Raw genomic sequence first — 26793 nt, forward strand, 5'->3', positions numbered from 1 at the left:
TTCAAAAAACTATAAATGAAAAACAGAATTTTTTTCAATCAAAAAAACACATCTTGCGATGTGTTTTTGTTTTGAAATAAGTTCTGCAAGCTAGCAGCCTCAATATTAATATGCTCTAGCGATCCATACTGTGTATTTAGCTGGTTTACCGCTTACGATATCAACTTTCTTTTCCATTGGTGGGTTGAATGGAATATTACGAGTTGTGAAACCAGTTTCTTCTTTGATCTTAGCTTCAGTTTCGTCAGTTCCATCCCAGCCAATTAGAACAAATCCAGGAACTTCATTATTTTCTTTGCATGTTGCAATGTGTTTCTTAAAATCATCCAAAGTATCAATGTCGTAGTGTTCGTTTGCTTTGTTTCTAGCTTTAGCTGATTCGAGTAATTTTGTTTGCATTGTGTCTAATTCTTGACTGATCTTATCTTCAATGCCATCAAGTGCAACTGAGTCTTTATCGTCGAGATCACGCATCTTAATAACTGCAGAAGAATTCTTGATATCTCTAGGTCCAAGTTCAACATGCATTGGCACACCTTTTTGTTCCCATTCGTTAAACTTGTAACCTGGAGTATTGTCTGAGTCATCGATTTCAACACGGATATTCTTAGCTTCCAAGTTTGTTTGGATCTTTTGAAGAGTTTCCATGATCTCAGGATTCTTTTGCCATGGACCAACAGGAATCAAAACAACTTGCGTTGGAGCGATCTTAGGTGGTAAGACGATACCTTTTTCGTCACCGTGAACCATGATCGTTGCACCGATCAAACGAGTTGAGATTCCCCATGATGTTGTATATACGTACTTGTGAGTGTCATCTTTATCAAGGAACTTGATGTCAAATGACTTGGCAAAGTTTTGACCTAAGTAATGTGATGTACCTGCTTGAACGGCTTTTCCATCACGCATCATTGTTTCGATCGAATAAGTATCAACGGCACCTGCGAAACGTTCTGAAGGTGTCTTTTGACCTTTATATGAAGGGATAGCTAAGAAATTAACGATCAAGTCTTCATAGGCATCAAGCACTGACAATGTTCTCTTACGAGCATCTTCTTCAGTTGCATGAGCAGTATGTCCTTCTTGCCACAAGAACTCAGAAGTTCTCAAGAATGGTAGAGTCTTCTTCTCCCATCTGAAGACGTTGGCCCATTGGTTGATTTCATAAGGAAGATCACGATATGAGTTGATCCAGTCACTAAAGGCATTTCCGATCATTGTTTCTGATGTTGGTCTCAAAGCGTATGGTTCGTCAAGCTTTTGATCACCGACTTGTGTCATCCAAGGAAGCTCAGGAGCAAATCCTTCGATATGTTCTTCTTCCTTTTCAAAGAAGTGTTTAGGGATCAACAATGGGAAATAAGCATTTCTGATCTTTTGTGTAGCAAGATATTTGTTAAATTCTGCTTGGATACTTTCCCAGAGTGAATAACCATCTGGCTTAAAAATAATACATCCACGAACTGGTGAATATGACATTAAATCGGCATTCTTAATAGCTGTTAAATACCATTCTGAAAAGTTTTCTTTTTGTAAATCTGACATTCTATCCCTCCTAAATGTATAAAAAAAACTACTTCATCCAATAAAGGACGAAGTAGTTTCCGTGGTGCCACCTTAATTAATCTTCGTTTCGAAGATTCACTCGATTCGTAACGCTGAACAGCGATTGTCTTGCGACAACAAATAGGTTTGGCAGGTTCGTGATCAGTTATCGGTGATCTATCTTCCAACGATTGATAGACTCTCTGGCGCCGCCTGATTACTAATAATCCAAATCTTTAAAGCTATACGTTTAATATAGTGAATGATTTAATTTTTGTCAACTTATATTGGAAATTATCAATTGAATCGATAACTATTTTTAAAATAAGTACTGGAGATCACTAGCAACAGTTGGATATCCAAAGATGAAATCATTCAAGGCACTGTTGTCCATCTTCTTATCAACAGCAATCGTCAATAAGTTGATCAATTCATCAGCTTGTTCGGTCAAGACAGTTGCGCCAACGATCTGTTTATTGTTATTTAAAACAATTTTAGCTGCAGCTTTTGGCTCATTTATCCGGTGATAAGTGAACCAATTAGTCAAATCGAATTCGTTAACTTGGTATTGCTCAGGATCAGCCTTAGCATCAGGTATGGAAATTCCGACCTTGGCCAATTTTGGGCTTCCATAAACTAACGTTGGGATTGCTGGATAACTGATTGGTTGGCTATTTTGTCCTAAAATGTGTCCAACCGCATACTTAGCTTCAAAACCAGCAACAGGCGTTAATTTAGGCTCTGACTTTTTGATCACATCACCTACTGCGTAAATATTAGGATTGTCTGTTTGTAAATATTCGTTGACCTTGATACCGGATCTTTCAACTTTGACACCTGCTTGCTCCAGGTTAAGACCCTCAACATTAGGAATTCTGCCAGTTGCACAAACCACAGCTCCGGTCTTTAGTTCAAAATCATTAGCATGGATCGTCAATCCATCAGAAGTTTTCTCAACCTGGTCAACATAGACATTAAAGTGGAAAGTAATACCGCTTTGTTTCATTTGCTCAACCATGTCATTAACGAAATCTTCATCAAATGCTTTCAGTGGACGATCATTATGATGGATCAAATGGACATCAGCACCCGTAGCATTCGCAATATTAGCTAACTCCATGGCAATGTATCCAGCGCCAATGAAGGTAATCGATTTTGGCATTTGCTTCAACGACAAAAATTCATTGCTAGTGATCAGATTCTCTGATCCTTCAATAATCAAGATCGATGGCTTTTGCCCAGTTGCGATAATGAACTGGTCAGCTTCAAAAACTTCGCTATCAAATTGAAGCTGATTTTCTGAAATAAAACTAGATTTGCCATAATAAGTAGCGATTCCGGCTGAATCTAAACCTTTTTTAGTGCCTTCAGGAATATTTTCTGTATAAGTTTCCTTAAAGCGCTCCATTTCAGTCCAATCAGCATCAGGAACCTTGGAAAAACCGTTACCTTGTAATTGTTTGATCCTATCCCTAGCTTCAACAGCACTGAGTAACATCTTTTTAGGATCACACCCACGGTTGGGACAAGTTCCACCCCATAAATCATCTTCAAAAATGGCAACCTTCTTCCCAGCTCCTTTTAAAGCATAAGCTGCAGCTCCACCAGCAGGACCTCCACCGATTACGATCGCGTCATATTTTTTCATCCAGCCTTCCTCCTTAAACTTGTTGATCAATAAATTTATTGTAGCCTAAAAAATATTTATCACAAAGTAATGCGCTTCAAAATAAAAAGCCCCAAAGCAGTTTGCTTTGAGACTTGAATTAATAACTATTTTAAGAGACCAGCTAGTCCACTAACGATCGATGAGATTGTTTTTCCAGCACTAGTCAATCCACTAACAGCATCAGTTGCTTTACTTACAACACCTGAAATACCACTAGTAATACTTGAAACAGCGTCGCCGGCTTTTTTAATACCATCAGCGACATTTTCCACAGTATCAGTTACTTTGCTGACACCGCTGTTAATACCATCTAGGACATCCCCAGCAGTTCCAGCAACTTTCTTAACGGCACCTGTTACGCCATCATAAATGTTGCTTACGTCATTGGCAGCATCTTTAGCAGCTGTCCGAAAGTTGTCTAAGGCACCTTTACCATTATCAAAAATTGCTTGACCAGTTTGACCTAGGTCGTTTACAGCGTCTTTCAAATCAGTAATAGGAGCTGAGACTAATTTCTTAGCTGAATCATGCAAACCTAACAAGCTGTCACTTGTCTTTGATAAATTATCTATCACAGTTGTCACATTGCCTGTAGCTGCATTATTAATGTCAGTTAAGTTCGTCAGACCATTTGTGATGCCATTGGTAATGACTTTTCCTGGTTCTTGAAGCAAGCTTTGAGTCTTGTCAATTGCACTGGTTACAGAATCAGCAGTAGAGCCGATCTTATCAGCTGTATCTTTAATAGTATCTAATGGATCTGCTGGTGCTTCTGCATCTGCACTAGCATCGGCATCAGACGATGCATCAGTTGAAGTATCAGTCGTTGTTGCAGGAGCTTCTGGGGCTGGTGCAACTTCATTAGGATCTGATTCTGAAAGTGCTGGCAAGTAGATCCAACCTGTTACGTTGTCATTATTAGTAATTTGTTCGTACAAATTACCTTCAGCATTTGGAACTTGGTTCAATCCTTTGAATACAGTGTGTGTGTAATCAGCAGCTTTGGCTACTACTTGGGAAGTTTCACTATAAGGAGTATCCCAAATGTAGTAATCAGGGTTAGCGACCCAATATGCACGTCCTTCTGTATAATTCCCACCTGTTGTTGGTTCAGTGGATGAAACAGTAGGTTCGCTAGTTGCTTGTACTTGAGCAGTTTGCTCAGTAGGATCATTTTCAACAACTAATGGAGCATTTTGTTGTTGCGATGTAGCAACTGCTTGTGGAGCTTCTTGGCTAGCCTGTGTATTAGCCGTTGCTTCAGTTGTTGACGTTGTATCGTTCGTTGTTTGAGCGACGTTTTCTACTGGGGTTTGATCAGTAGAATCAGTGTCAGCGGCTTGAGCGTTTCCTGCACCAATTAATGCGACTGGAATTGCTAAAAGCGAAGCATAAAGTAGGTTGTATTTTTTCATAAAACATTCCCCCAAAAATATACATTTATTAATCACTTTGTTAATACATAAATTATAAACCCGTACTAAAAAATGTAAACGCTTTTATTACTAAAATATCAGTAATTATAGTAATTTTTTAGTTATCAATAAACTGTTTTCTATAAGCAAAATCTTAAGTTAAAGTAAGGTTTCTGTGATCAACCTCACAATTAAACTTTTGAGCCTACTTCTCTCTAATCAACGGTAACTAATGACAGCAGTAGCTTAAAGCCCTATCTCTAAAACAAATTAGAAAGATTAGAATGTGAAATTTTAAAATCTAAATTACATAAAAACATTTTTCAATATTTAGTTATTATTTACTAATGTTGCCTAAATATTCATTACTAAATACACTATTTTTCAATAATTCGATTTCAATTAATCTTGATAATAATTCTTTGACGGTGATTTTGATTGTTTTCTAGTGAAAAGTGAGCATATTTGACGTCATCCAAGGTTTTAATTAATAAGTCATCATCTAACCATTTGTTGTCTTGGAAATATTGATTTATGAATAAAGCCGATCTTTGGATTTGTGAGAGACTAGCATGACTAATCACAAAACCCTTGATCTGCTTCAAGTTCATATAGAAATCTCTAACATTAAAACTGAATTGGTTAGTTCTGGGAGCAGTTATCAATCCAATTTCCCCAGCTTGATTTAAATGGTCCAAATTTAGTTGCAACTCATTTTTTCCAGATGTGTCAATTATATAGTCAAAATTATCAGAGATTTCAGATATCGGCTTGGTGTAATCGTAATTATTCATCGCCCCGATCGATTTTAGATAAGAAAAATCTTTGACGTTAGCAGTTGTGGCTACCGTTAAACCATTGAGTTTAGCAATTGCAACCAGTTTTGTTCCGACATGTCCAGCTGCACCTTCAACTAAAACACTCTTGCCTGACTTAACCTTTAAAACATCATTTAGCAATATCTCAGCTGTAGCACTTGAATGAACTGACGCTATAAGTTTCAATTCATTCACACCCTGAGGAACCGTAAATAATCTTGATGAAGGAATAACGGCGTATTCACTAGTGATACCTTGTCTGCCATCATAGCCCATAGAATTAGTCCATACTCTTTGACCAATGGAAAAACCTTGGACGTTTTCACCTATCCTTTCAACAGTTCCAACACAATCTCGTCCGACAACAAATGGAAATTTCATTTGCGTCTTAAATGCTCCTGAACGTACAAATGTAACAGATGCCGCAAATACCTTGATCAGCACATCATTGACACCCACTTGTGGCACTTGAATTTCTCTAACTTTGATTTCATCTGGTGTTCCAACTTTTTCGATCACAGCTGCTTTCATTTTCATAAACTTTCCCACCTATCTAAAAAAAACCGCTAAATTCACGGTAAGTAAATTCAACGGTTTTTAAAAAATTTATTTATCAGATTCCTTGCCTCTATTTAAATTCAAGACAGACATAAAAGCTTCTTGTGGTATAGAAACCTTACCAACTTCTTTCATTCGTTTCTTACCGGCTTTTTGCTTGTTCAATAGTTTATCTCTTCTAGTTCTATCACCACCATATAACTTAGCGGTAACATCTTTACGATAAGCTTTAACAGTCGCACGTGCAACGATCTTATTACCGATGGCTGCTTGAATTGGGATCTCAAACATTTGGCGTGGGATAACTTCTTTTAATTTAGAAACGATATCTCGACCACGTTGATATGCAAAGTCCCTATGCACGATAAAGCTAAGTGCATCAACAGGTTCACCATTCAATAAAATATCCATCTTAACTAAATCACTTGGCATATAGTCTTCAACCTCATAATCTAATGAAGCGTAACCTTTAGTATTAGATTTCAAATCGTCAAAGAAATCAAAAATGATTTCCAACAATGGTAATTTATAAATAACATTTACTCGATATTTATCCAAATAGTCCATTGTCACGAACTCGCCACGTTTACGTTGACAAAGTTCCATCACCGGTCCAACGAAATCCTCAGGGACCATTATTTCTGCCCTAACGTAAGGCTCTTTGATCTCCTGGATCTCTGAAGTCTCTGGCAATTCAGCAGGATTATCAACGATGATCTTTTCACCGTCGGTTTTAGTAACGTGGTAATCCACTGATGGTGAGGTGATAATCAAATCTAAGTTAAACTCTCGTTCTAACCGCTCTTGAACTACATCCATATGTAAAAGTCCTAGGAATCCGCAACGAAAACCAAAACCTAACGCTTGCGATGTTTCAGGCTCAAATTCAAGGGCAGCATCATTTAACTGTAATTTCTCCAAAGCTTCACGCAGATCTTCGTATTTGCCATTATCGACTGGATACATACCAGCATAAACCATGGGCGTGCTTTGACGATAACCAGTCAAGGGCTCAGCAGTAGGATTATCAGCCAATGTGACAGTATCACCTACTTGAGTATCCTTGACCGTCTTAATACTTGCAGTGATGTATCCAACATCACCAGCCATCAAGTAATCACGTGGAACGGCCTTCGGTGACATGACACCAACTTCGGTAACTTCGAATTTCTTCTGGTTATTCATGATCTCGATCGTATCACCTGGTTTAACGACGCCTTCAAAGAGACGGACGTTCAAGACAACGCCTCGGTATGAGTCATAAACTGAATCAAAGATCAAAGCTTTTAGAGGAGCCTTGATATCACCTTGAGGAGCTGGTATATCTGTGACGATCCGCTCGATCAACTCATCGATACCAACGCCAGTTTTAGCTGATGTTAAAACAGCACTTTCGGCATCGATCCCGATCATTTCTTCAATTTCTTCTTTGACCTTATCAGGATCAGCTGAAGGCAGATCGATCTTATTGATCACCGGAACGATCTCAAGGTCGTTATCAATAGCTAAATAAGTATTAGCTAAAGTTTGTGCTTCCACACCTTGAGCAGCATCTACGATCAGTAATGCTCCTTCACAGGCTGCTAATGATCGTGACACTTCATATGAAAAATCGACATGTCCTGGTGTGTCGATCAAATGAAAAATGTAAGTCTCTCCATCTTTAGCTTTATATTCTAATTCGACAGCATTCAGCTTGATCGTAATACCACGCTCACGTTCTAGTGGCATATCATCAAGGATCTGTGCCTTCATATCACGCTTTGCGATCGTATTAGTCTTCTCAAGAATTTGATCAGCAATCGTTGATTTACCATGGTCGATATGCGCAACAATGGAGAAGTTTCGAATGTGTTTTTGACGTTCTTTTAATTTATCTAAATCCATTTATGTGAATCTCCTTTAACCAAACCATTATACCAAAAAAAGGTTGAGGTTTGACCCTCAACCTAAATTATAAGGAGCTACATTCACTAGCGGACTCTGCTTTACATGCTTTCGACGAGCAAGCTTTTCAGCACTCTTTTGTCGAAAGTCCGTAAATGCTCAGCAGCTGACCAGTGACTTTCGCTCTCTATTTAAATTAATCTCCGTTAAAGGCATCTTTTATCTTATTGAAAAAGTTGCTGTCTTTTTCACGGATCTTATTTCCACCTGCTTCGGAGAATTTCTTCAAGGCAGACTTTTGTTCACTAGATAATTTACGTGGTGTAACAATGTTTACAGTTACTTTCTCGTCACCGATACTCTTACTGTTCAACACTGGAGCACCTTTTCCTCTTAGTCTAAACGATGTTCCTGTTTGTGTTCCACTTGGAATGGTCAATTTGACCGGTCCGTGCACAGTATTAACATCGATCTCATCACCTAATGCTGCTTGTGGGAAACTGATATTGACTGAGGTATAAATAGTGGAACCATTGCGAGTAAACTCTTTACTTGGTGCCACACGGAAGACAATGTAAAGATCACCATATGGGCCACCATTTTCACCGGCTTCACCTTGTCCTTCAAGACGCATTTGTTGACCATCTTCAACACCTGCTGGGACATTGACCTCAAGCGAATGCTTTTCGTTAACTTTTCCAGCACCATGACAAGTTTCACATTTCTCTTTGATTTCCTTACCTGTACCACCACAGACGTCACAAACTACACGTGTGCGCATTCTGCCGAGTGGAGTTTGACGGTCTACTTCCATATAACCTGAGCCGTGACACTTACTACATGTGACGGGTTCAGTACCTGGCTTAGCACCATTACCACCACAAGTTTCACATTTTTCTTCTCGATTATATGAAATAGTTGTCTTCTTACCAAAGACACCTTCTTCAAAAGTTAGATCCATGCGGTATTGCAAATCTGAGCCTTGTCTAGGTGAGTTTGGATTTTGACGAGCAGTTCCACCGCCAAAGAATTGGCTGAAAATATCTTCGAAACCGCCAAAGCCCTGTCCAGCGCCACCGCCACCAAAGCCACCAAAGCCTTGACCAGCACCGCCATTCATGCCAGCTGATCCATATTGATCATACTGAGCACGCTTTTGAGGGTCTTTGAGAGTTTCATATGCATCGTTTACTTCTTTAAATTTCTCTTCAGCATCAGGAGCCTTGTTAATATCTGGATGATATTTCTTTGAAAGCTTTCTGAATGCATGCTTTATGTCATCTTGCGAGGCATCCTTGTCGACACCTAAAACGTCATATGGATCTCTGTCAGCCATTAAAAATCACCTTTATATAAAAGTTGGGACAAATCACTTTGTCCCAACGATTTAATTTATTTCAACAAACAGATTATAACAGTTTTGTCTGTCATAATCTCAAATGTTTGCTTATTTGTCTTTATCAGGATCTACTTCTTTGAAGTCACCGTCAACGGTCTTACCATCGTCACCCTTATCTTTATCATCGTTACCTTGGGCACCATCATTGCCTTGAGCTGCGCCATCAGCGCCACCTTGAGCCTGTTGTGCTTGTTGATAAAGTTTTACTGATAAGTCTTGGATGATCTTATTCAAATCATCGCGTTTTGACTTCATTTCTTCAATGTCACCAGAATCTTGAGCTTTCTTCAAAGCATCACGGGCATCTTCAGCCTTCTTGATCTCGTCATCTGAAACTTTGCCTTTGACATCTTTAAGAGTCTTATCTGTTTGGAACAATGCTTGTTCAACGTCGTTCTTAACATCAACTTCCTCTTTACGCTTGTTGTCTTCAGCTTCGTTTTCTTTGGCTTCTTTCATCATTTGATCGATTTCTTCATCGCTCAAACCTGATGAACTCTTGATAGTGATCTTTTGTTCCTTGTTAGTTCCCATATCCTTAGCAGAAACATTAACGATACCATTCTTATCAATATCGAATGTAACTTGGATCTGAGGAACACCACGAGGAGCTGCTGGAATGTCTGTTAATTGGAAACGACCTAATGTCTTGTTGTCAGCAGCCATTGGACGTTCACCTTGTAATACGTGGATATCAACAGCACTTTGGTTATCAGCAGCAGTAGAGAATACTTGTGACTTACTTGTAGGAATTGTGGTATTTCTGTCGATCAACTTAGTGAAGACTCCACCCATTGTTTCAATACCTAATGACAATGGAGTAACATCAAGCAAGACAACGTCTTTAACATCACCAGAAATAACACCACCTTGAATAGCAGCACCTAAAGCAACAGCTTCGTCAGGGTTGATTGAGTGGTCTGGTTTCTTTACTGTCCATTTTTCAACGGCGTCTTGTACTGCAGGAATACGTGTTGAACCACCATTCAAGATAACTTTATCGATGTCACTATTTGAAAGGCCTGCATCTTTAAGAGCATTTTCAACTGGTGTCTTAGTTCTTTCAACTAGATCAGCAGTTAATTCATCAAACTTAGCACGTGTAAGTGTTTCTTCCAAGTGAAGAGGACCATTTGCACCGGATGAGATAAATGGCAAGCTGATAGAAGTTTGGTTGACACCTGAAAGGTCCTTCTTAGCTTTTTCAGCAGCGTCCTTTAATCTTTGAACAGCCATCTTATCTTGTGACAAGTCAACTCCGTTCTTAGCTTTGAATTGATCTACTAACCAATCCATGATGTGTTTATCAAAATCATCACCACCAAGTTTTGTATCACCATTTGTTGAAAGTACTTCGAAGACACCGTCACCTAATTCAAGGATCGAAACATCAAATGTACCACCACCAAGGTCGTATACTAAGATCTTTTCGTCACCCTTGTCATTGTCCAAACCATAAGCCAATGCTGAAGCTGTTGGTTCGTTAACGATACGTTGAACATTTAATCCAGCGATCTTACCAGCATCTTTAGTTGCTTGTCTTTGTGAATCGTTGAAGTATGCAGGAACCGTAACAACAGCATCTGTAACTTCTTCACCTAAATAATCTTCTGAGAATTTCTTAATGTATTGTAGGATCATTGCAGAAATTTCTTGTGGTGTGTATGATTTGCCACCCACAGTAACTTTGTATCCTGCTTCACCCATGTGTCTCTTAATAGATGATACTGTATCTGGGTTTGTGATTGCTTGTCTTTTAGCAACTTCACCTACTTGGATTTCACCATCTTTAAATGCAACTACAGAAGGAGTTGTTCTAGCACCTTCAGGGTTGGCAATAATCTTGGGAGAACCACCTTCAAGAACAGCTACAGCTGAGTTTGTAGTACCCAAATCAATACCGATTACTTTAGACATATACAAATACCTCTTTTTTAAAATTTAATTATTTTGCAACGATTACCATTGCTGGACGTAAAACTCGATCATTGAGTTTATAACCCTTTTGAAGAACTTGAACGACTGTGTCTTCTGGATGATCCTTGTCAGCAGGAACAGTTTGTACTGCTTGACTGTCATTAGGATCGAACTTCTCACCAACATTGTCGATAGCAGTCACGTTGTTATCAGTGATTGCTTTAACCATATGTTGCTGAACCATTTCCACACCCTTCTTCAATTGTTTGCCAGTTTCATCATTAACTTCAACGGTCAATGCACGCTCTAAGTTATCTAAAACTGGAAGGATCTCCTTGGCTAAATTTTGGCCATCATATTTAATGATGCCAGCAATTTCTTTCTTTTGCCGATTAGCCATATTTTGAATTTCTGCCTGTGAACGAATATATTTATCATCTAATTCAGAATTCTTTTGCTTGAGATCTTCAATTTGCTTTTGAAGTTCAGCGATCTGTGGATCTACCTTCTGATCTGTGGTAGTTTCCTCAGTAGCTTTTGCTTCTGATTTCTTTGGATCAGCTTCTTTTGAAGCTTGAGCTTGTTGCTCTTTTTCCTTCTCTGCCATTACAGCCTCCTATATCATGAATCATCATATCTCGAATAATAATCGATCAGTCGTTTGGCTAGCTCTGTTCTAAATTCACCGAGTAGCCCGATCAACTGCGAATAATGCATTGTCGTTGGACCTAGCAAGGCAATTATTCCTTTACCGTGATGACCAACATCATAATCAGCCGTGATAATGCTGTAGTTCTTCAACACATCTGAACCCAGCTCACTTCCTAATCTAACCTTGATCCCGCTTTCTGAAGAACTAGGGTCAAGCAGTTTCTTAAGATCGTTGCTTTGATTGATGATTGAAAACAACGATTGAACCTCCTGCATGTCATTGCCATCCGCATAATTCAACAAGTTCAATTGCCCGTCGACAAAGTACTTATCAGAATCGGCTTTCTTGAACAATTCATCGACCATGTCCACTAAACCATTAGCTGAATGCATGTAGTTAGATAAAATGATTGGTACATCATCATGTAACATCTCAATGACTTTTGGTAAAGGTTGACCAACTAATTTGTCATTAACGATCTTGACAAATCTTTCAATTAAAGAACTGTCTAATTCATCATCAACTGTATAAATGTTGTTCTCAACATTGTTATCGCTCGTAACGATAATTGCCATTATTTGATGGGAATTAAGTGGAACGATTCTGAATCCAGTTAACAATGTTTTGCTGCTTTCAGGACCTAAAGTTATCGCTGTATAACTGGTTAAGTGTGAAAGTATTTTAGCAGACCTTTCGATAATATCATCAAGTTGATGATAAGTATGCCCGAAATCCTCATCGATTTTCTTAGAGACATCTCTTGGAACCACACTAGGTTGGACTAGATAATCCAAGTAATAACGATATCCTAAAATCGATGGGACTCTACCAGAGGATAGATGAGTCTTCTCGAGATAGCCTATCTCCTCTAGCGTAGCCATTTCATTTCTGATCGTTGCCGAACTAACATGAAATGGTAAAGCATTCATCAACGTCTTTGATCCAACCGGCTGGCCGGTATCTGTAAAAATGCGCACGACTTCTCTCAAGATAGCATCTTGACGTTCCGATAACATTATACCGTCCTCCTTTTAGCACTATTCATATTGGAGTGCTAACAATGTAAAATATAACAATCTAGCCTTTATGTGTCAAGTAATGCACTTTAAAAAAATAAAAATAGTCTTGTCATAAATTTCTGACGATAATCCATTCTGTTTGCGTACAAAAATTAATAAATATTATTCAGATTTTTATTACATAATATAATTTACAATGATAATTCGATCCCAACTAACAACCAAATTTGCTTATTTCAAAAGAACATTATTTTTACAAACAAAAAATCCCACGATTGTGAGATTTTTAAAATTGATTGAATTTGTGATCTCTATGACATAAACCGTCAATCAATTATTGTTATTTATTCAAGATTTCGTAGTAAAGCTTTGGAATCATCTTGATCATGGTGTAATTGTGCAATCAAGCCGTCAGGACCATTGAATTTGATCTCTCCCCGCAAATAATGGATCCACTCTATAGTTATAGGCTGGTCATAAATGTCTTGATCAAAGTCGAAAATATTGCATTCAACGGTGATCCCGGTATTCTCAGAAAATGTTACATTGTAACCCACTGAGGTCATTGAGTCATACCATTTTCCATCTACTTTAATACGTGTCGCGTACACTCCGATCGATGGGATCAATTCATCTTGACCAATTGCTAAATTGGCTGTTGGGAATCCTAAAGTCCGTCCTCTTTGTAAACCATGAACCACGATCCCCGTGTTTTGATAATAGTAGCCTAATAAATGATTAGCCTGATCAATTTGATCTGACAAGATCAAGTCTTTGATCGAACTCGAGCCGATTTTTTCTTCATCAAAAGTTTGTTTAGGAACAGTAATGATCTCAAATTTATCACGTGAATATTGCGGCAGAGTTTGCATATTTGCAATATCACGTTTGCCATAAGTGTAGTCAAATCCACCAACGACAAATTTAGCTCTCATATTGATCATATAATTATCAACAAATTCTTGTGGAGTTAATTTAGAAAAATCGGTTGTGAATTTTATGAAATATAAATCGTCAACCCCTAATTTCTCGATCAAGGCTGCTTTTCGTTTTTCGGTTGATAAATATTTGAAATTTTGTTCTTTTTGATAAACCACTCGAGGTGAACGATCAAAAGTAATCAAAACTGATCTAAGGCCATGCTTCTTAGCAATATCGACCCCAGTTTTAATGACTTTCTGATGTCCTCGATGCACTCCATCAAAAAAGCCCATGATCAAAACGGTATCTTGTTGTGGTATTTCGTCTTCTTTTAGTGGATGCGTTACATGTAGTATCTTCATAGCCATCTTCTTTACTCATTTTGTAATAACATTATGTCTGGTACCCAGGTATTCCTATCCGGATCAAAGCGATAAATAGCCTTCGTAACGCCATTTCTTTGTACACGCAGTAATTCGTCTTGGTTTTGTTGGTTTAAATTTAAAAAGCCACCGTGAATCACCTTGATCTCCCATTCATCGTCGGTCAGTTGATGTGCAGGTAAATAATTTAGGACATCATCAATGCTTTTAATGAAATCGTTACTACCTGATTTTACCATTGATTCGATCTCAGACAATTTGAAAGTATCTTTTATTTCATAACCAGCACTTTTTGTTCTAGTTAATTGGGACATAAACGCCGGCAATCCGAGTCGTTGACCAAATTCAACTGCCAAAGTTCTGACGTAAGTTCCTTTGGAACAACGAACGTGAAATTTGACTTTTTGTTCACCAATTTCAGAATCAAACTGAGAATCATCAATTATATGAAAATCGTAAATAGTTATGTTTCTTACTGGTCGTTGTACTTCTATACCTGCGCGAGCATATTCATACAATTTACGTCCGTTGACTTTAACAGCCGAAAACATCGGTGGAATTTGTTCTAAAGGACCTGTCATATCTTGAAAAACTTGATCTAACTTTTCTTTAGAAATCTGCTCGGTTAATTTAACTTGTTTGACAGTTTCTCCTTCACGATCCTCAGTAGTTGTTGATCTACCAAGAGTGATCTCCCCCTCATATTCTTTGGGAGAGTTCGTCAAGGTGTTTACTAACTTGGTAGCCTGTCCAACACAGATCGGTAAAACACCGTCGACTAATGGGTCCAACGTCCCTGTATGACCAACCTTCTTAGTCTTTAAAATTTTTCTCAATAAATATACATAATCCGAGCTAGTTTTGCCTAACTCTTTATAAAAAGGAACTACACCATTCATAGATTTTCTCCGGATACAAAAATTACACCTAACCACAAAAGCAATTAGATGTAATCTTGTTATTTATTAACGATTTTGTTCATCTTGATGTAATTTAGCGATCAATTGATCGATTTTTTCACCATAACGAACTGATTGATCTTGTTTGAAAACTAATTCAGGTACTTTGTACAAAGTTAAACGTGAACCTAGTTCTCCACGGATCAAACCTTTTGCTTTATCCAATCCTGCTTGTGTTTTTTCAACGTCGCTAGCTTTTTCCGACAAAATACTATAAAAAATAGTTGCTTGTTGGAGGTCGCCAGTCATTTCGACGCCGGTGACTGTAACACCTTGAACACGTGGATCACGGACTCTTTTTAGTAAAATATCATTTACTTCTTTTTGAATTTCTTGTTCGACTCTACCAATACGATGTTTCATTATATCATCTCCTATTTGACAGGAACTTGTTCCATCACATAGGCTTCGATTTCGTCGCCAATCTTGATGTCATTGTAGTTTTCAATTGTAACACCACATTCGAATCCTGACTTAACTTCTTTGACGTCATCCTTGAATCTCTTAAGTGAGCCAAGTTTACCTTCGTATTTAACGATACCATCTCTGATAAGTCTTACGCCACTATCTCTTGTGATCTTACCATTATCTACGATACAACCTGCGATGGTACCGATCTTAGATACAGAATATGTTTCACGAACTGTTAAGTTACCAGTAACTTTTTCTTCATAGACAGGTTCAAGCATACCCTTCATAGCAGCAGTCACTTCATCAATTGCCTTGTAAATAACTCTGTGAAGACGAATGTCAACATTTTCTTCCTTAGCCTGACTACGTGCCTGAGCAGTCGGTCTGACGTTGAATCCAATGATGATGGCATTTGATGCTGAAGCTAAAGTAACATCACTTTCTGTGATCGCACCAACGGCTTGATGGATAATGTTGACACGAACGCCCTCAACATCGATCTTCTTCAAACTTCCTGCGATAGCTTCTGCAGAACCTTGAACGTCGGCCTTGATAATAACGTCAACCGTCTTAAGTTCTCCTTGTTTCATTGTTTCAAACAAGTTATCCAATGTAACAGGGTTAGTATTTTGACGTTCTTTTTGAAGTGCACGACTTGCACGTTCTTCACCAGCTGCACGGGCTGTCTTTTCATCATCAAAGACAACAAACTTGTCAGCTGATTCAGGAACATCATTCAAACCTGTGATCTCGATAGGTTGAGAAGGAACAGCCTTCTTAACTTCTTTACCATGATCATTAGTCATAGTTCTAACACGACCATAAGTATTACCAACAACGATTGGATCACCAACGTGTAAGGTACCTTGTTGTACTAATAGTGATGCAACAGGTCCACGTCCCTTATCCAATTTAGCTTCGATAACAGTACCGATAGCCTTTTGATCAGGGTTAGCTTTAAGTTCAAGCACATCAGCTTCCAAGTTGATCATCTCAAGTAATTGATCGACGTTTGTTCCCATCTTAGCAGAAATATTAACGAAGATAGTATCCCCACCGTAATCTTCAGGAATCAAATCATATTCCATTAATTGTTCTGTAACGTGTTGTGGATTTGCGCCTGGCTTATCGATCTTATTGACAGCCACAATAATTGGGTCATTTGCGGCCTTGGCATGGTTGATAGCTTCGATTGTCTGTGGCATAACACCATCATCAGCAGCTACAACTAATACAACGATATCAGTGATATCGGCACCACGTGCACGCATATTAGTAAAGGCAGCGTGTCCAGGTGTATCCAAGAAGGTGATCAAACGATCTTGTAATCTTACTTGGTAAGCACCAATATGTTGTGTAATACCACCGGCTTCACCAGCAGTGACATGTGTATGTCTTAAGTGGTCAAGCAAGGTTGTCTTACCATGATCAACGTGTCCCATAATAGTAACAACTGGTGGTCTTGGTGTTTGATTCTCAGTATTCTTAGTTTCTGCTTCAAAGTACTTGTCGATATCAGAAATATCTTCTTCGACTTTTTCTTCAGCATTGATACCGTAATCAGTTGCCAACAACTCAATAGTATCCTTATCTAGGGATTGATTTTGGTTGATCATAATTCCTAGCATAAATAGCTTCTTAACGATTTCAGCTGGTTCACGGTGAAGGATCTTACCTAAGTCTTGTGCATTCATACCAACAGTGTAGACCAATGTTTCTGGTAATGGACGTTCTTTTCTTTGTGGCATAACCTTCTTAGGTTCATTACGTTGTTGACGTTGTTGTCTCTTTCTTTCCTTCTTCTTCTTACGTGTTCCGTAAGGATTGGCAAGGTTGGTCTTGTGACCAAAATTACGATTGTTGTTATTATTTGGCTTCTTGTATTCTGCCTTTGGAGTTGGAGTAGCCTTTGCTGCAGTATTGTTAGGCTTAGATACCACGGTACTGCGGTTATTTGTTTGTGCTGCAGGACGATTGTTATTGTTGTTGTGATTATTATTATTGAATCGTCTTGAATCGTTTGGACGGTTGTTCGAACGATTATTAGCATGGTTGTTATTGTTATGATTATTGCTTGAATTATTGTGTCGATTTGTATTAGGACGGTTAGTTGTACGACTTGCGTCTTGAATATTCGTCTTATACTGTTCTAGATATTTGTTTCCTGCACTTTGTCTTGGGCGTGGTGCTTGAGCAGTTTGTTCACGTCTAACATTGTTGTTACGACGGTCTCGTGATTGGAAACCTCTGTTGTTATTTGATCTGCTGTTGTTATTGTTGCTGTTTGAACCATTATTATTACGGTTATTGTTTGGTCGGTTATTTGGACGTTGGTTGTTAGAAGCATTTCTGTTTCCACCATTGTTATTGTTGTTACGTTGTCCATTATTGTGACCATGATTGTTGTGGTCGAAATGTCCACGATTGTTCTTATTAGGATCACGTCTTACAGCGGAAATCTTGATCTTAGTCTTATGATCTCCAGATTCAGACTTCTCCTTATTATTTGAATGAGCCGGTTTACTAGTATGTGCAGCATCATTCTTAGTTTCAGTTTTGTGAGCTTTTCCACCCTTTAATTCTGAAACAATTTTCTTTTCACTTGATTCATCGACAGATGACATATGGTTCTTGACGTCAACGCCTAATTTAGCAGCAGCATCCAATACAACTTGGTTATCGACACTATTTTCTTTTGCAATAGTATAGATTCTCTTTTTGGCCATCCTATCACACTCCTTAATTTTGCATAATTTCTTTTAACCTTCTAGCAATTCCAAGATCAGTTATACCCATAACTTTTCTATCCTTACCAATTGATTTTTTTAACTCATCACTTGAAAAAACATCTATTATCGGAACTTCATAATATGATGTTTTGTCATTAAGTGTTTTCTTAGTTCGTTCACTGCAGTCACTTGCCATTATAACCAATTTTACCGACTTGTCACGAATTCCTTTAATCGTGAGGTCCGTTCCACCGATTATTTTGCCAGCTCGCAATGCGATCCCTAGAAAATTTAAAAATTGTTCTCTCAATGTTTCTTACCTAAATCACCGAACAGATCCATTCGTGCCTTTTGATGATCGACAAATTCAAAGAGCTCATCATAAAATTCTGGTTCAACTTTAGTAGAAAAAACTTTCTCAAGAATTTTCTTTGACTTTGCTTCTTTAACTGCATCTGGCTCAAGACCCACGTAGGCTCCACGTCCGGACTTCTTACCAGTAGGGTCAATTGAGATATTTCCTTCTTTATCTCTCACTATTCTTACCATTTCCCTTTTGGGATACATCTTTTCAGTAAGAATATCTTTACGCATTGGTACTTTTCTAGTTGCCATTGCCATCGCCCCCTTTGTAATTAGTCTTGTGATTCAGTAGTTTCGTCTTGATCAGCATCTGAACTTTCAGCAGATTCATCTGTTTGATCAGTCACATCATCGCTAGGATCTGTAGCATCAGTTGTATCAGTTGATTCTGGATTGTCAGTCTCACCTTCAGTCTCAACGTTGCCGTTTTCGACATCTTCAATGTCCACATCCTGATCGTTATCATCAACGAATTCAACTTGTGATTCTGGCTTGATATCGATCTTATAACCAGTTAGCTTAGCAGCTAATCTAGCATTTTGACCTTTTTTACCGATAGCTAGTGAAAGATGATAATCCGGTACGATCACCATGCATTGTTGTTTATCTTCATCATCAAATTGAACTGCAATTACTTCTGCAGGATTCAAAGCATTTGCGATGTAGTCCACTGGGTCATCAACATAAGGTACCACGTCGATATTTTCACCATTCAACTCATCAACAACGGCTTGCACACGGGCACCCTTTGGTCCAACACAAGTTCCCACTGGATCGATGTCAGGATTATCTGATTTAACTGCGATCTTAGTACGATCACCAGCTTCTCTGGCAATTGAAACAATTTCTACTGTTCCATCATAAATCTCAGGAACTTCTTGTTCAAATAGACGCTTGACCAAGTTTGGATCAGTTCTTGAGACAAATACTTGAGGTCCCTTTGTCGCATTTTCTACTTTAGTCACATAAACACGGACACGATCACGAGGATTGTAGTTTTCATTAGGCATTTGATCTGATTTTGACATAACAGCCTCGATCTTACCAAAACTAATGTAAACAAAGCGATTATCGCTTCTTTCAACAATTCCTTGAATGATCTCATGTTCGTATTGGCTATATTCATTATAAATGATATCACGCTCAGCTTCACGGACACGTTGCATAATTACTTGCTTTGCCGTTTGTGCTGCGATCCGACCAAAATTCTTTGGTGTGACCTCTTCACGAATGTGATCACCGATCTCATAACCACGACTTTGCTTTTGGGCATCATCTAAGGATATCTCAAGACGATCATCAGCAACTTCTTCAACAACTTCTTTAACTGAATATACGTGAATGTTACCCTTCTTTGCGTCAAATTCTACTTCGACGTTTTGAGCTTGATTGTAGTTACGTTTGTAAGCAGCAACTAAGGCAGCTTCAAGAGATTCAATAACATATTCTTTCTTGATGCCTTTTTCTTTTTCTAATGCATCTAGTGCATCTACCATTTCTTTTGTCATGTTATTCTCCTTAGAATTCAATCGCAAGGCGGATCTTAGCGATCTTATCTCGATCGATCGTTACTTGCTTCTTAATGTTCTTAACTTTATAAGTCATCGTTATTTGATCATCAGTAATTGAATCAAGGTGACCTTCATAGACCTTTTCTCCATTTACCTTTTGGTAAAGGGAAACATTAACATAAGCACCTTCATAATTACTTAAATCTTCGTCATTTGTTAAGGGACGCTCTGCACCCGGAGAAGAAACTTCTAAATAGTAAGCTGGATCGATTGGATCTAGTTCATCTAACTTTTCCCCATATTCTTCACTGATCAGGGCACAATCATCAATTGTGATACCACCCTTTTTATCAGCGTAAACTCTCAAGTACCAGTCACCACGCTCATGAACAAATTCCAAATCCACTAGAAAAAAATTATGTTTCTCTAATATTGGTTGTAAAATGGCTTTTAATTCATCAGTTTTATTGTTCAAATTCACCCTCCATAGTAATCGGCAATAAAAAGAGTGAGCATTTCTGCTCACTCGTTCACGGTAATTAACTAAAGTATAATTTACCATAATATTCCAATGAAATCAACTAAAACAACGATAATTGGTTTTCATCAGGCATTCCATCTAAAACATGATTTTCTGACATGTATTCAATGATAGTCTTAGAAACCTTTCCTCGATTAGACAAGTCTTCTTTAGAAAGGAATGGTTGTTCTTCACGAGCCACCACGATTTGCTTAGCAACGTTATCACCTAGTCCTGGAATAGCATTAAATGGTGCTAACAGTGTGTGATCATCAATAATTTGAAAATCAAATGCATCTGACTTTTCAATATCGACCATTTTGATATTGAAGCCTCTTTCGAGACATTCGTTGGCCATCTCCAAGACTGTCAACAAGTTCTTTTCTTTGGTTGAGGCGTCCATTCCTTTATCTGTGATCTCTTTCATCGCATTTTTAACAGCCTGCTTACCGCTAGTCATTGCGACTAAATCGTAATCATCTGCCCGGACCGACATATAAGCACTGTAATAATACAGTGGATAGTGGACCTTGAAGTAAGCGATCCGTAAAGCCATCAAAATATAGGCAGTTGCATGGGCCTTAGGGAACATGTACTTGATCTTCAAACAAGACTGAATATACCAATCAGGAACATCAGCATCCTTCATCGCTTGCTTCCATTCGTCAGGAATACCTCTACCCTTACGCACGTGCTCCATGATCTGGAAGGAAGTTTGTGAATCCATTCCATAGTGGATCAAATCCATCATGATGTTATCACGACAACCGATAACATCCTTCAAGGTTACGACTCCTTGGTCGATCAGTTCTTCAGCATTACCTAGCCAAACATCAGTCCCGTGGGACAGACCAGAGATCTGGAGCAATTCAGCAAAAGTAGTCGGATGTGTTTTTTCAAGCATCCCTCGAACAAAACGCGTTCCAAATTCGGGAACACCCAATGTACCAGTCTTTGAAAAAATCTGTTCTGGAGTTACACCTAAAGCTTCTGTTCCGGAAAATAGTGACATAACTTCCGGATCATCAACCGGAATCGTCAAAGGATCGATTCCTGACAAATCTTGGAGCGTACGGATCATTGTCGGGTCATCATGTCCTAAAATATCAAGTTTCAAAATATTATCATGGATCGAGTGGAAATCAAAATGGGTCGTCTTCCAAGCCGCATTTTGATCGTCAGCTGGATATTGGATCGGCGTAAAGTCAAAAATATCCATGTAGTCTGGAACTACAATGATTCCTGCCGGGTGTTGACCAGTAGTTCTTTTAACTCCGGTAGATCCTACCGCTAAACGCTCTTCTTCAGCATTTCTCAACTGCTGACCAGTCAATTCCTCATAGTTCTTGACATAACCAAAGGCAGTCCGATCGGCAATAGTTCCAATAGTACCAGCTCTAAATACGTGATCTTCACCAAACAAGACCTTGGTATAATTGTGTGCTACTGGCTGATAGTCACCAGAGAAGTTCAAATCAATATCGGGAACCTTGTCACCTTTAAAGCCTAAGAAAGTTTCGAAAGGAATATCTTGACCATCTTTTAATAATTCACTTCCGCATTCAGGACATTTCTTATCTGGTAAATCAAATCCAGACCCAACTTCACCTTTAGTAAAGAATTCGGAATACTTACATTTAGGACAACGATAATGCGGCGGCAAGGGATTAACTTCAGTGATACCCGTCATTGTAGCAACGAAACTAGAACCAACTGATCCACGACTACCAACTAAGTAACCGTCTTTATTAGACTTGTAAACTAAACGCTGTGAAATCAAATAAATAACTGAGAATCCGTTACCGATAATACTCTTAAGCTCTTTATCCATTCGTTCTTGAACAATATCAGGCAACGGATCTCCATACAATTCGTGTGCCTTGTTAAGAGTCAGATTACGAATTTCATCTTCGGCACCTTCCATTTTAGGAGTGTACAACCGATCCTTAACTGGTGAAATCTCTTCGATCCCATCCATGATCTTCTTGGGATTGTCAACGATGATCTCTTGTTCGGTAGCATCATCCAAAAATGAAAATTCGTCAAACATCTCATTAGTCGTTCTAAATTGAACGTCAGGCAATTCTTGACGAGCCAGTGGGTTGCTCTTTACAGCTTTGATCACGATATCACGATAAACTTTATCCGTTTCATCTAAATAGTGAACATCTCCCGTTGCTACTACCGGTTTGTTGATCTCTTTACCTAACTTAACAATGTTAGCAATGATCTCTTCAAGAGCATTTTCATCACGAATGATCTTGATATCGATCAAATGTTGATAAACCGCTTTGGGCATAACTTCTAGGTAATCATAATATTGAGCAACTTCACGGGTCTCATCGTAACCTTTTTGCATCATGGTATTGAATACTTCACCATCTTTACAAGCAGAACCAACGATAATTCCTTCACGGTACTTATTTAATAATCTTCGAGGAACACGGGCTGTCCGATAAAAATACTCTGTCATTGAATACGAAACGATTTTGAATAAGTTCTTTAATCCTGCTTGCGTTTTGGCGATCAAGATGGCATGACTTGGACGTGCTTGTTTATAAGCTTCTTCGCCACCAACATTGTCATTTAATTGAGAAACATTAGTAGTTGCAAACTTAGCTTCTAATTCTTCGAATAACTTGTACATCAGATAACCAGTCGTCTCAGCATCAGAGTCAGCACGGTGATGGTGTTCCAATACGATGTTGTAACGTTTAGCCAGTGAATCAAGTTTGTGATTACGATACTCTGAATGAAGTGTTCGCGACATTTCCAATGTATCTATCACTGGCATAGACAGTCTATTTCGACCTATTCTCGTTAAAGCTGCATTCATAAAGCCCATATCAAAAGTAACATTGTGACCAACTAAAATATCATCGCCGATAAAGTCCATGAATTCGCCGATGATAACTTTCTCATCGGGAGCATCTTTGACCATATCATCTGTGATACTAGTCAAGTTAGTCGTGACTTCCGATAATGGATGACCAGGGTTGATGAATTTATCGAAACGATCGATCACTTCGCCATCTTTCATCTTGGTAGCACCAATTTCAATAATTGAATCATAAACGGCTGATAATCCCGTAGTTTCCGTATCAAAAATGACGTATTCAGCTCCATTAAGAGCCTCATCACGCAAATTGTAAGCAATGGGATTACCTTCATCAACTAAATCGATCTCGACACCGTAGCCGATCTTGACCCCAAATTTCTGTCCGGCAGAATAAGCCTCCGGGAAAGCTTGCAATGCCCGATGATCTGTAATAGCGATTGCTGGCTGTCCCCACTCACTAGCTCGTTTGATCAATGCCGTTGGACTAGGGATCGCATCCATTTGACTCATGTTTGTATGAGCATGCAATTCGATTCGTTTATTATCTTCTGGAGCTGTATCTTGTCGCGATTGATGTTTGATCATATTGATATCATTAGCCATAATGACTAATTCTCGAGAAAAAGTGTCTTCTTGAACATTACCACGTACGCGGATCCAAGCGCCCTTATCCAATTCCTCAAAAAAGGCTTCATCATCTTCACCGTTGGAAAACTTCTTAATGCTAAATGATGAGCTATAGTCAGTAACTTTTAAAATCATCAAAGAACGACCAGATTTGAGTTTTCGAACATCTTTATCAAAAATATATCCTTCAACAACTTTGTTCCGGTCCTCTTCAACAATGTCGACCATGGATGTGATCGGCGCATCATCAGCAATTTTCTTACCTAATCGTTGAACGTTGCTGGTGGAAGACTTCTTGGCCTTCTTTTCACTAACGATCTTGGCTTTGTCTTGGATGACTTTTTCTTTCTCAGCATTAGCAGCTTGTAAAGCTTCCATTTTGGCTTTAGATTTGGCTTCGTCGACATTGCAACGGATCTTGAACGGTGGAAAACCAAGATTGAAATATTCACTTTGAATGCCTTCAGAAATGTCACCATTCATGAAATCGACCATAAATTTATTGGAAACTGAAAGGAAAAGTTGACCATTTTCCATATGTGGCGGATTTTCTTGGAGAAGCTGTGAAACTACTGGAGAATTCAAGTGTGCTGTGCTCAAGACAAATTGCCAATAATCTTTGATAAGTTTTTCATCCAGTTGAGCATTGGGAACACGGATCTGAAAATCGACCGCCTTGATATCTTTGAAACCATCCGTCAAAGCTTGACGAAAAATCTTGAACTCATGGAACGGTAAAATATTGGCAAACTCAAAAAAGAAGGTCCAACTTTGTGACTGCTTATGGACCTCGACCTTACTTAATTTAGCATCGTCAAATGAATGACTATTGGGCAAAATATTGTCTAATTTAATCTGTTGGATCAGAATTTTGAATAAATCTTTATTATCTGACATAAAAAAATACCTTTCGTGAATAAAAAAAGCCTAAGCCTCATTACTGATTCTTAAGCAAAATTTTTACCGAATTAACTAATTCGTCTTTGTTAACTTCGATCGTTTCGCCAGTTTTACGTAGCTTAAGTTCAACGATCGAATCTACTGCCTTCTTACCAACAGTAATTCTAATTGGGAATCCCATTAAGTCGGAATCAGCAAACTTAACCCCAGCACGTTCATTTCGATCATCTAAAAGAACATCGAAATCTTCATCTTGAAGTAATTGAACGACTTCATCGCTAAGTTTTCTTTGATCATCATTGCTATATTTGATCGGTACGACATGAACTTGGAAAGGACTTAATTTGGCGGGCCAAACAATCCCATCCTCATCATTGTGTTGTTCAATTATAGCAGAAAGTAAACGTGAAATTCCAATACCATAACTCCCCATCAAAAGTGGTTGTTGTCTACCATTTTCATCGATGAAATTAGCTCCAAGTGAATTAGAAAATCTCGTTCCCAATTTGAAAATATGCCCGATCTCAATTCCCTTAGTAAATTCAAGATGACCGTGTCCATCAGGAGATACTTCCCCTTCTTTGACCACTCGCACATCATTAAATTCTGGTTGTCCTTCGACGATATCTTCAAAATTTGCATTGATCAAATGTTTATCATCTTTGTTAGCACCAATGACAAAATTATCCAGCCCTTCGAGCGAACTATCGTAGATAACACGAACATCATCCGCAACACCATATGGAGAAATAAATCCTGGTGCACTCTTAAAGACTTTTCTAACCTCATCCGGACTAGCTTCTTCAACTAAATTAGCATTCAACAAATTACGAAGTTTAATGCTATTGACTTGATAGTCACCACGGATCATTACTAAAACAGGTTTGTCATCAGCCATAACGGCCACTGCCTTCATGATCTTAGTGGGTTCGATATTGAGAAATTTAGCTAAAGCATCGATCGTATGAGCATCTGGTGTTGCAATTTCTTCCATTGGCAAATGCTTTTCGGAAGTAACCTGCTCAATTTTACTAGTGGCCATTTCCAAATTAGCAGAATAATTACTGTCATCAGAAAATACGATCGTATCTTCACCGATATCAGCAACAACTGAAAATTCCTTTGAATCAGTACCACCCATAGGTCCAGCATTACCGATGATCGTCCGATAATCTAATTTGCAAGCATCAAAAATATGCTTATAAGCAGTTTCCATCTGGTTAAAAATGATATCAGTCTGTTCATTATTGGCAGCAAATGAATAAGCGTCCTTCATATAAAACTCACGACCACGGAGCAATCCATATCTAGGTCGATCTTCGTCACGATATTTAGGCTGCAATTCATAAAGCACCAAAGGTAGCTTCTTGTAACTATTTAATTGTTCTTTAATAACACTGGTAAATGTTTCTTCATGAGTCGGGCCTAATATGAACTCTCGATTATGTCTATCTTCAAACGAAAACAAATTCTCACCGTATGTTTTTAAACGACCGCTTTCCTTCCACAAATCTGCTGGTATCAATGCCGGCATCATCATTTCAACCGCATCGATTTTCTTCATTTCTTTACGGATTATCGTTTCGATCTTTAAAATAACATCCCAAGCTAACGGCAAGAGTGCATAAACTCCTGCAGATACTTGTCTGATATAGCCAGCACGCAGCATCAAATGATGACTTGTTGCTTCAGCATCAGATGGTATTTGTTTTAATGTTGGAATGTACATTCGAGATTGTTTCATTTTCGGT

At 38.5% G+C, this 26793-nt stretch carries 19 protein-coding genes; all 19 read right to left on the reverse strand.

The genetic code is table 11. From position 1 onward, the window contains the following. Positions 1-105: 105 nt before the first annotated feature. The gene (proS, locus tag EKM78_RS01860) at positions 106-1545 is read right to left on the reverse strand and encodes a proline--tRNA ligase (RefSeq protein ID WP_125768547.1); all 1440 of its coding nucleotides are present in this window, start codon (positions 1543-1545) and stop codon (positions 106-108) included. Between the two features lie 319 nt (positions 1546-1864). Beyond that, positions 1865-3193 (reverse strand): dihydrolipoyl dehydrogenase family protein, encoded by a 1329-nt coding sequence (locus EKM78_RS01865; protein WP_125768550.1) that lies wholly within the window; start codon positions 3191-3193, stop codon positions 1865-1867. A gap of 125 nt (positions 3194-3318) precedes the next feature. Beyond that, positions 3319-4629: a phage tail family protein gene (locus EKM78_RS01870; RefSeq protein WP_125768553.1), complete on the reverse strand. Its 1311-nt coding sequence runs from the start codon at positions 4627-4629 to the stop codon at positions 3319-3321. A gap of 398 nt (positions 4630-5027) precedes the next feature. Further along, positions 5028-5984, reverse strand: a complete 957-nt coding sequence (locus EKM78_RS01875) for an alcohol dehydrogenase catalytic domain-containing protein (RefSeq protein ID WP_245994733.1) — start codon at positions 5982-5984, stop codon at positions 5028-5030. 69 nt (positions 5985-6053) lie between these two features. Then, entirely contained in the window at positions 6054-7892 is a 1839-nt protein-coding gene (lepA, locus tag EKM78_RS01880; RefSeq protein WP_125768556.1) for a translation elongation factor 4, read from the reverse strand. Positions 7893-8088: 196 nt separating this feature from the next. After that, complete coding sequence (dnaJ, locus tag EKM78_RS01885) at positions 8089-9228, reverse strand: molecular chaperone DnaJ (protein ID WP_125768559.1); 1140 nt, start codon at positions 9226-9228, stop codon at positions 8089-8091. A gap of 111 nt (positions 9229-9339) precedes the next feature. Then, positions 9340-11208, reverse strand: a complete 1869-nt coding sequence (gene dnaK, locus EKM78_RS01890; RefSeq protein ID WP_164507155.1) for a molecular chaperone DnaK — start codon at positions 11206-11208, stop codon at positions 9340-9342. Positions 11209-11236: 28 nt separating this feature from the next. Then, a complete protein-coding gene (gene grpE, locus EKM78_RS01895; protein WP_125768565.1) occupies positions 11237-11815 on the reverse strand; it encodes a nucleotide exchange factor GrpE in 579 nt (192 codons plus the stop codon). 14 nt (positions 11816-11829) lie between these two features. Next, a complete protein-coding gene (gene hrcA, locus EKM78_RS01900; protein ID WP_125768568.1) occupies positions 11830-12876 on the reverse strand; it encodes a heat-inducible transcriptional repressor HrcA in 1047 nt (348 codons plus the stop codon). A gap of 347 nt (positions 12877-13223) precedes the next feature. Further along, positions 13224-14162: a riboflavin biosynthesis protein RibF gene (gene ribF, locus EKM78_RS01905; protein ID WP_164507159.1), complete on the reverse strand. Its 939-nt coding sequence runs from the start codon at positions 14160-14162 to the stop codon at positions 13224-13226. Positions 14163-14173: 11 nt separating this feature from the next. After that, positions 14174-15082, reverse strand: a complete 909-nt coding sequence (gene truB, locus EKM78_RS01910; protein ID WP_125768574.1) for a tRNA pseudouridine(55) synthase TruB — start codon at positions 15080-15082, stop codon at positions 14174-14176. 66 nt (positions 15083-15148) lie between these two features. Further along, on the reverse strand, positions 15149-15505 hold the full coding sequence (rbfA, locus tag EKM78_RS01915) for a 30S ribosome-binding factor RbfA (RefSeq protein WP_125708199.1): 357 nt from the start codon (positions 15503-15505) through the stop codon (positions 15149-15151). 11 nt (positions 15506-15516) lie between these two features. Next, entirely contained in the window at positions 15517-18279 is a 2763-nt protein-coding gene (gene infB / locus EKM78_RS01920; protein ID WP_125768577.1) for a translation initiation factor IF-2, read from the reverse strand. Positions 18280-18292: 13 nt separating this feature from the next. Next, positions 18293-18592, reverse strand: a complete 300-nt coding sequence (locus EKM78_RS01925; RefSeq protein WP_125768580.1) for a L7Ae/L30e/S12e/Gadd45 family ribosomal protein — start codon at positions 18590-18592, stop codon at positions 18293-18295. Then, positions 18589-18897, reverse strand: coding sequence for an RNase P modulator RnpM (gene rnpM / locus EKM78_RS01930; RefSeq protein WP_125768583.1), 309 nt, complete (start codon positions 18895-18897; stop codon positions 18589-18591). Before rnpM ends, EKM78_RS01925 begins: the two co-directional genes overlap by 4 nt. A 20-nt stretch (positions 18898-18917) precedes the next feature. Continuing rightward, positions 18918-20153, reverse strand: a complete 1236-nt coding sequence (gene nusA / locus EKM78_RS01935) for a transcription termination factor NusA (RefSeq protein ID WP_125768586.1) — start codon at positions 20151-20153, stop codon at positions 18918-18920. Between the two features lie 10 nt (positions 20154-20163). Beyond that, positions 20164-20631: a ribosome maturation factor RimP gene (rimP, locus tag EKM78_RS01940; RefSeq protein WP_125768589.1), complete on the reverse strand. Its 468-nt coding sequence runs from the start codon at positions 20629-20631 to the stop codon at positions 20164-20166. 106 nt (positions 20632-20737) lie between these two features. Continuing rightward, entirely contained in the window at positions 20738-25039 is a 4302-nt protein-coding gene (locus EKM78_RS01945) for a PolC-type DNA polymerase III (protein ID WP_125768592.1), read from the reverse strand. Positions 25040-25079: 40 nt separating this feature from the next. Next, a complete protein-coding gene (locus EKM78_RS01950; protein WP_125768595.1) occupies positions 25080-26786 on the reverse strand; it encodes a proline--tRNA ligase in 1707 nt (568 codons plus the stop codon). Positions 26787-26793: the final 7 nt, after the last annotated feature.

This window comes from Companilactobacillus furfuricola (assembly GCF_003946325.1).
In the GTDB taxonomy this organism is placed as follows: Bacteria; Bacillota; Bacilli; order Lactobacillales; family Lactobacillaceae; genus Companilactobacillus; species Companilactobacillus furfuricola.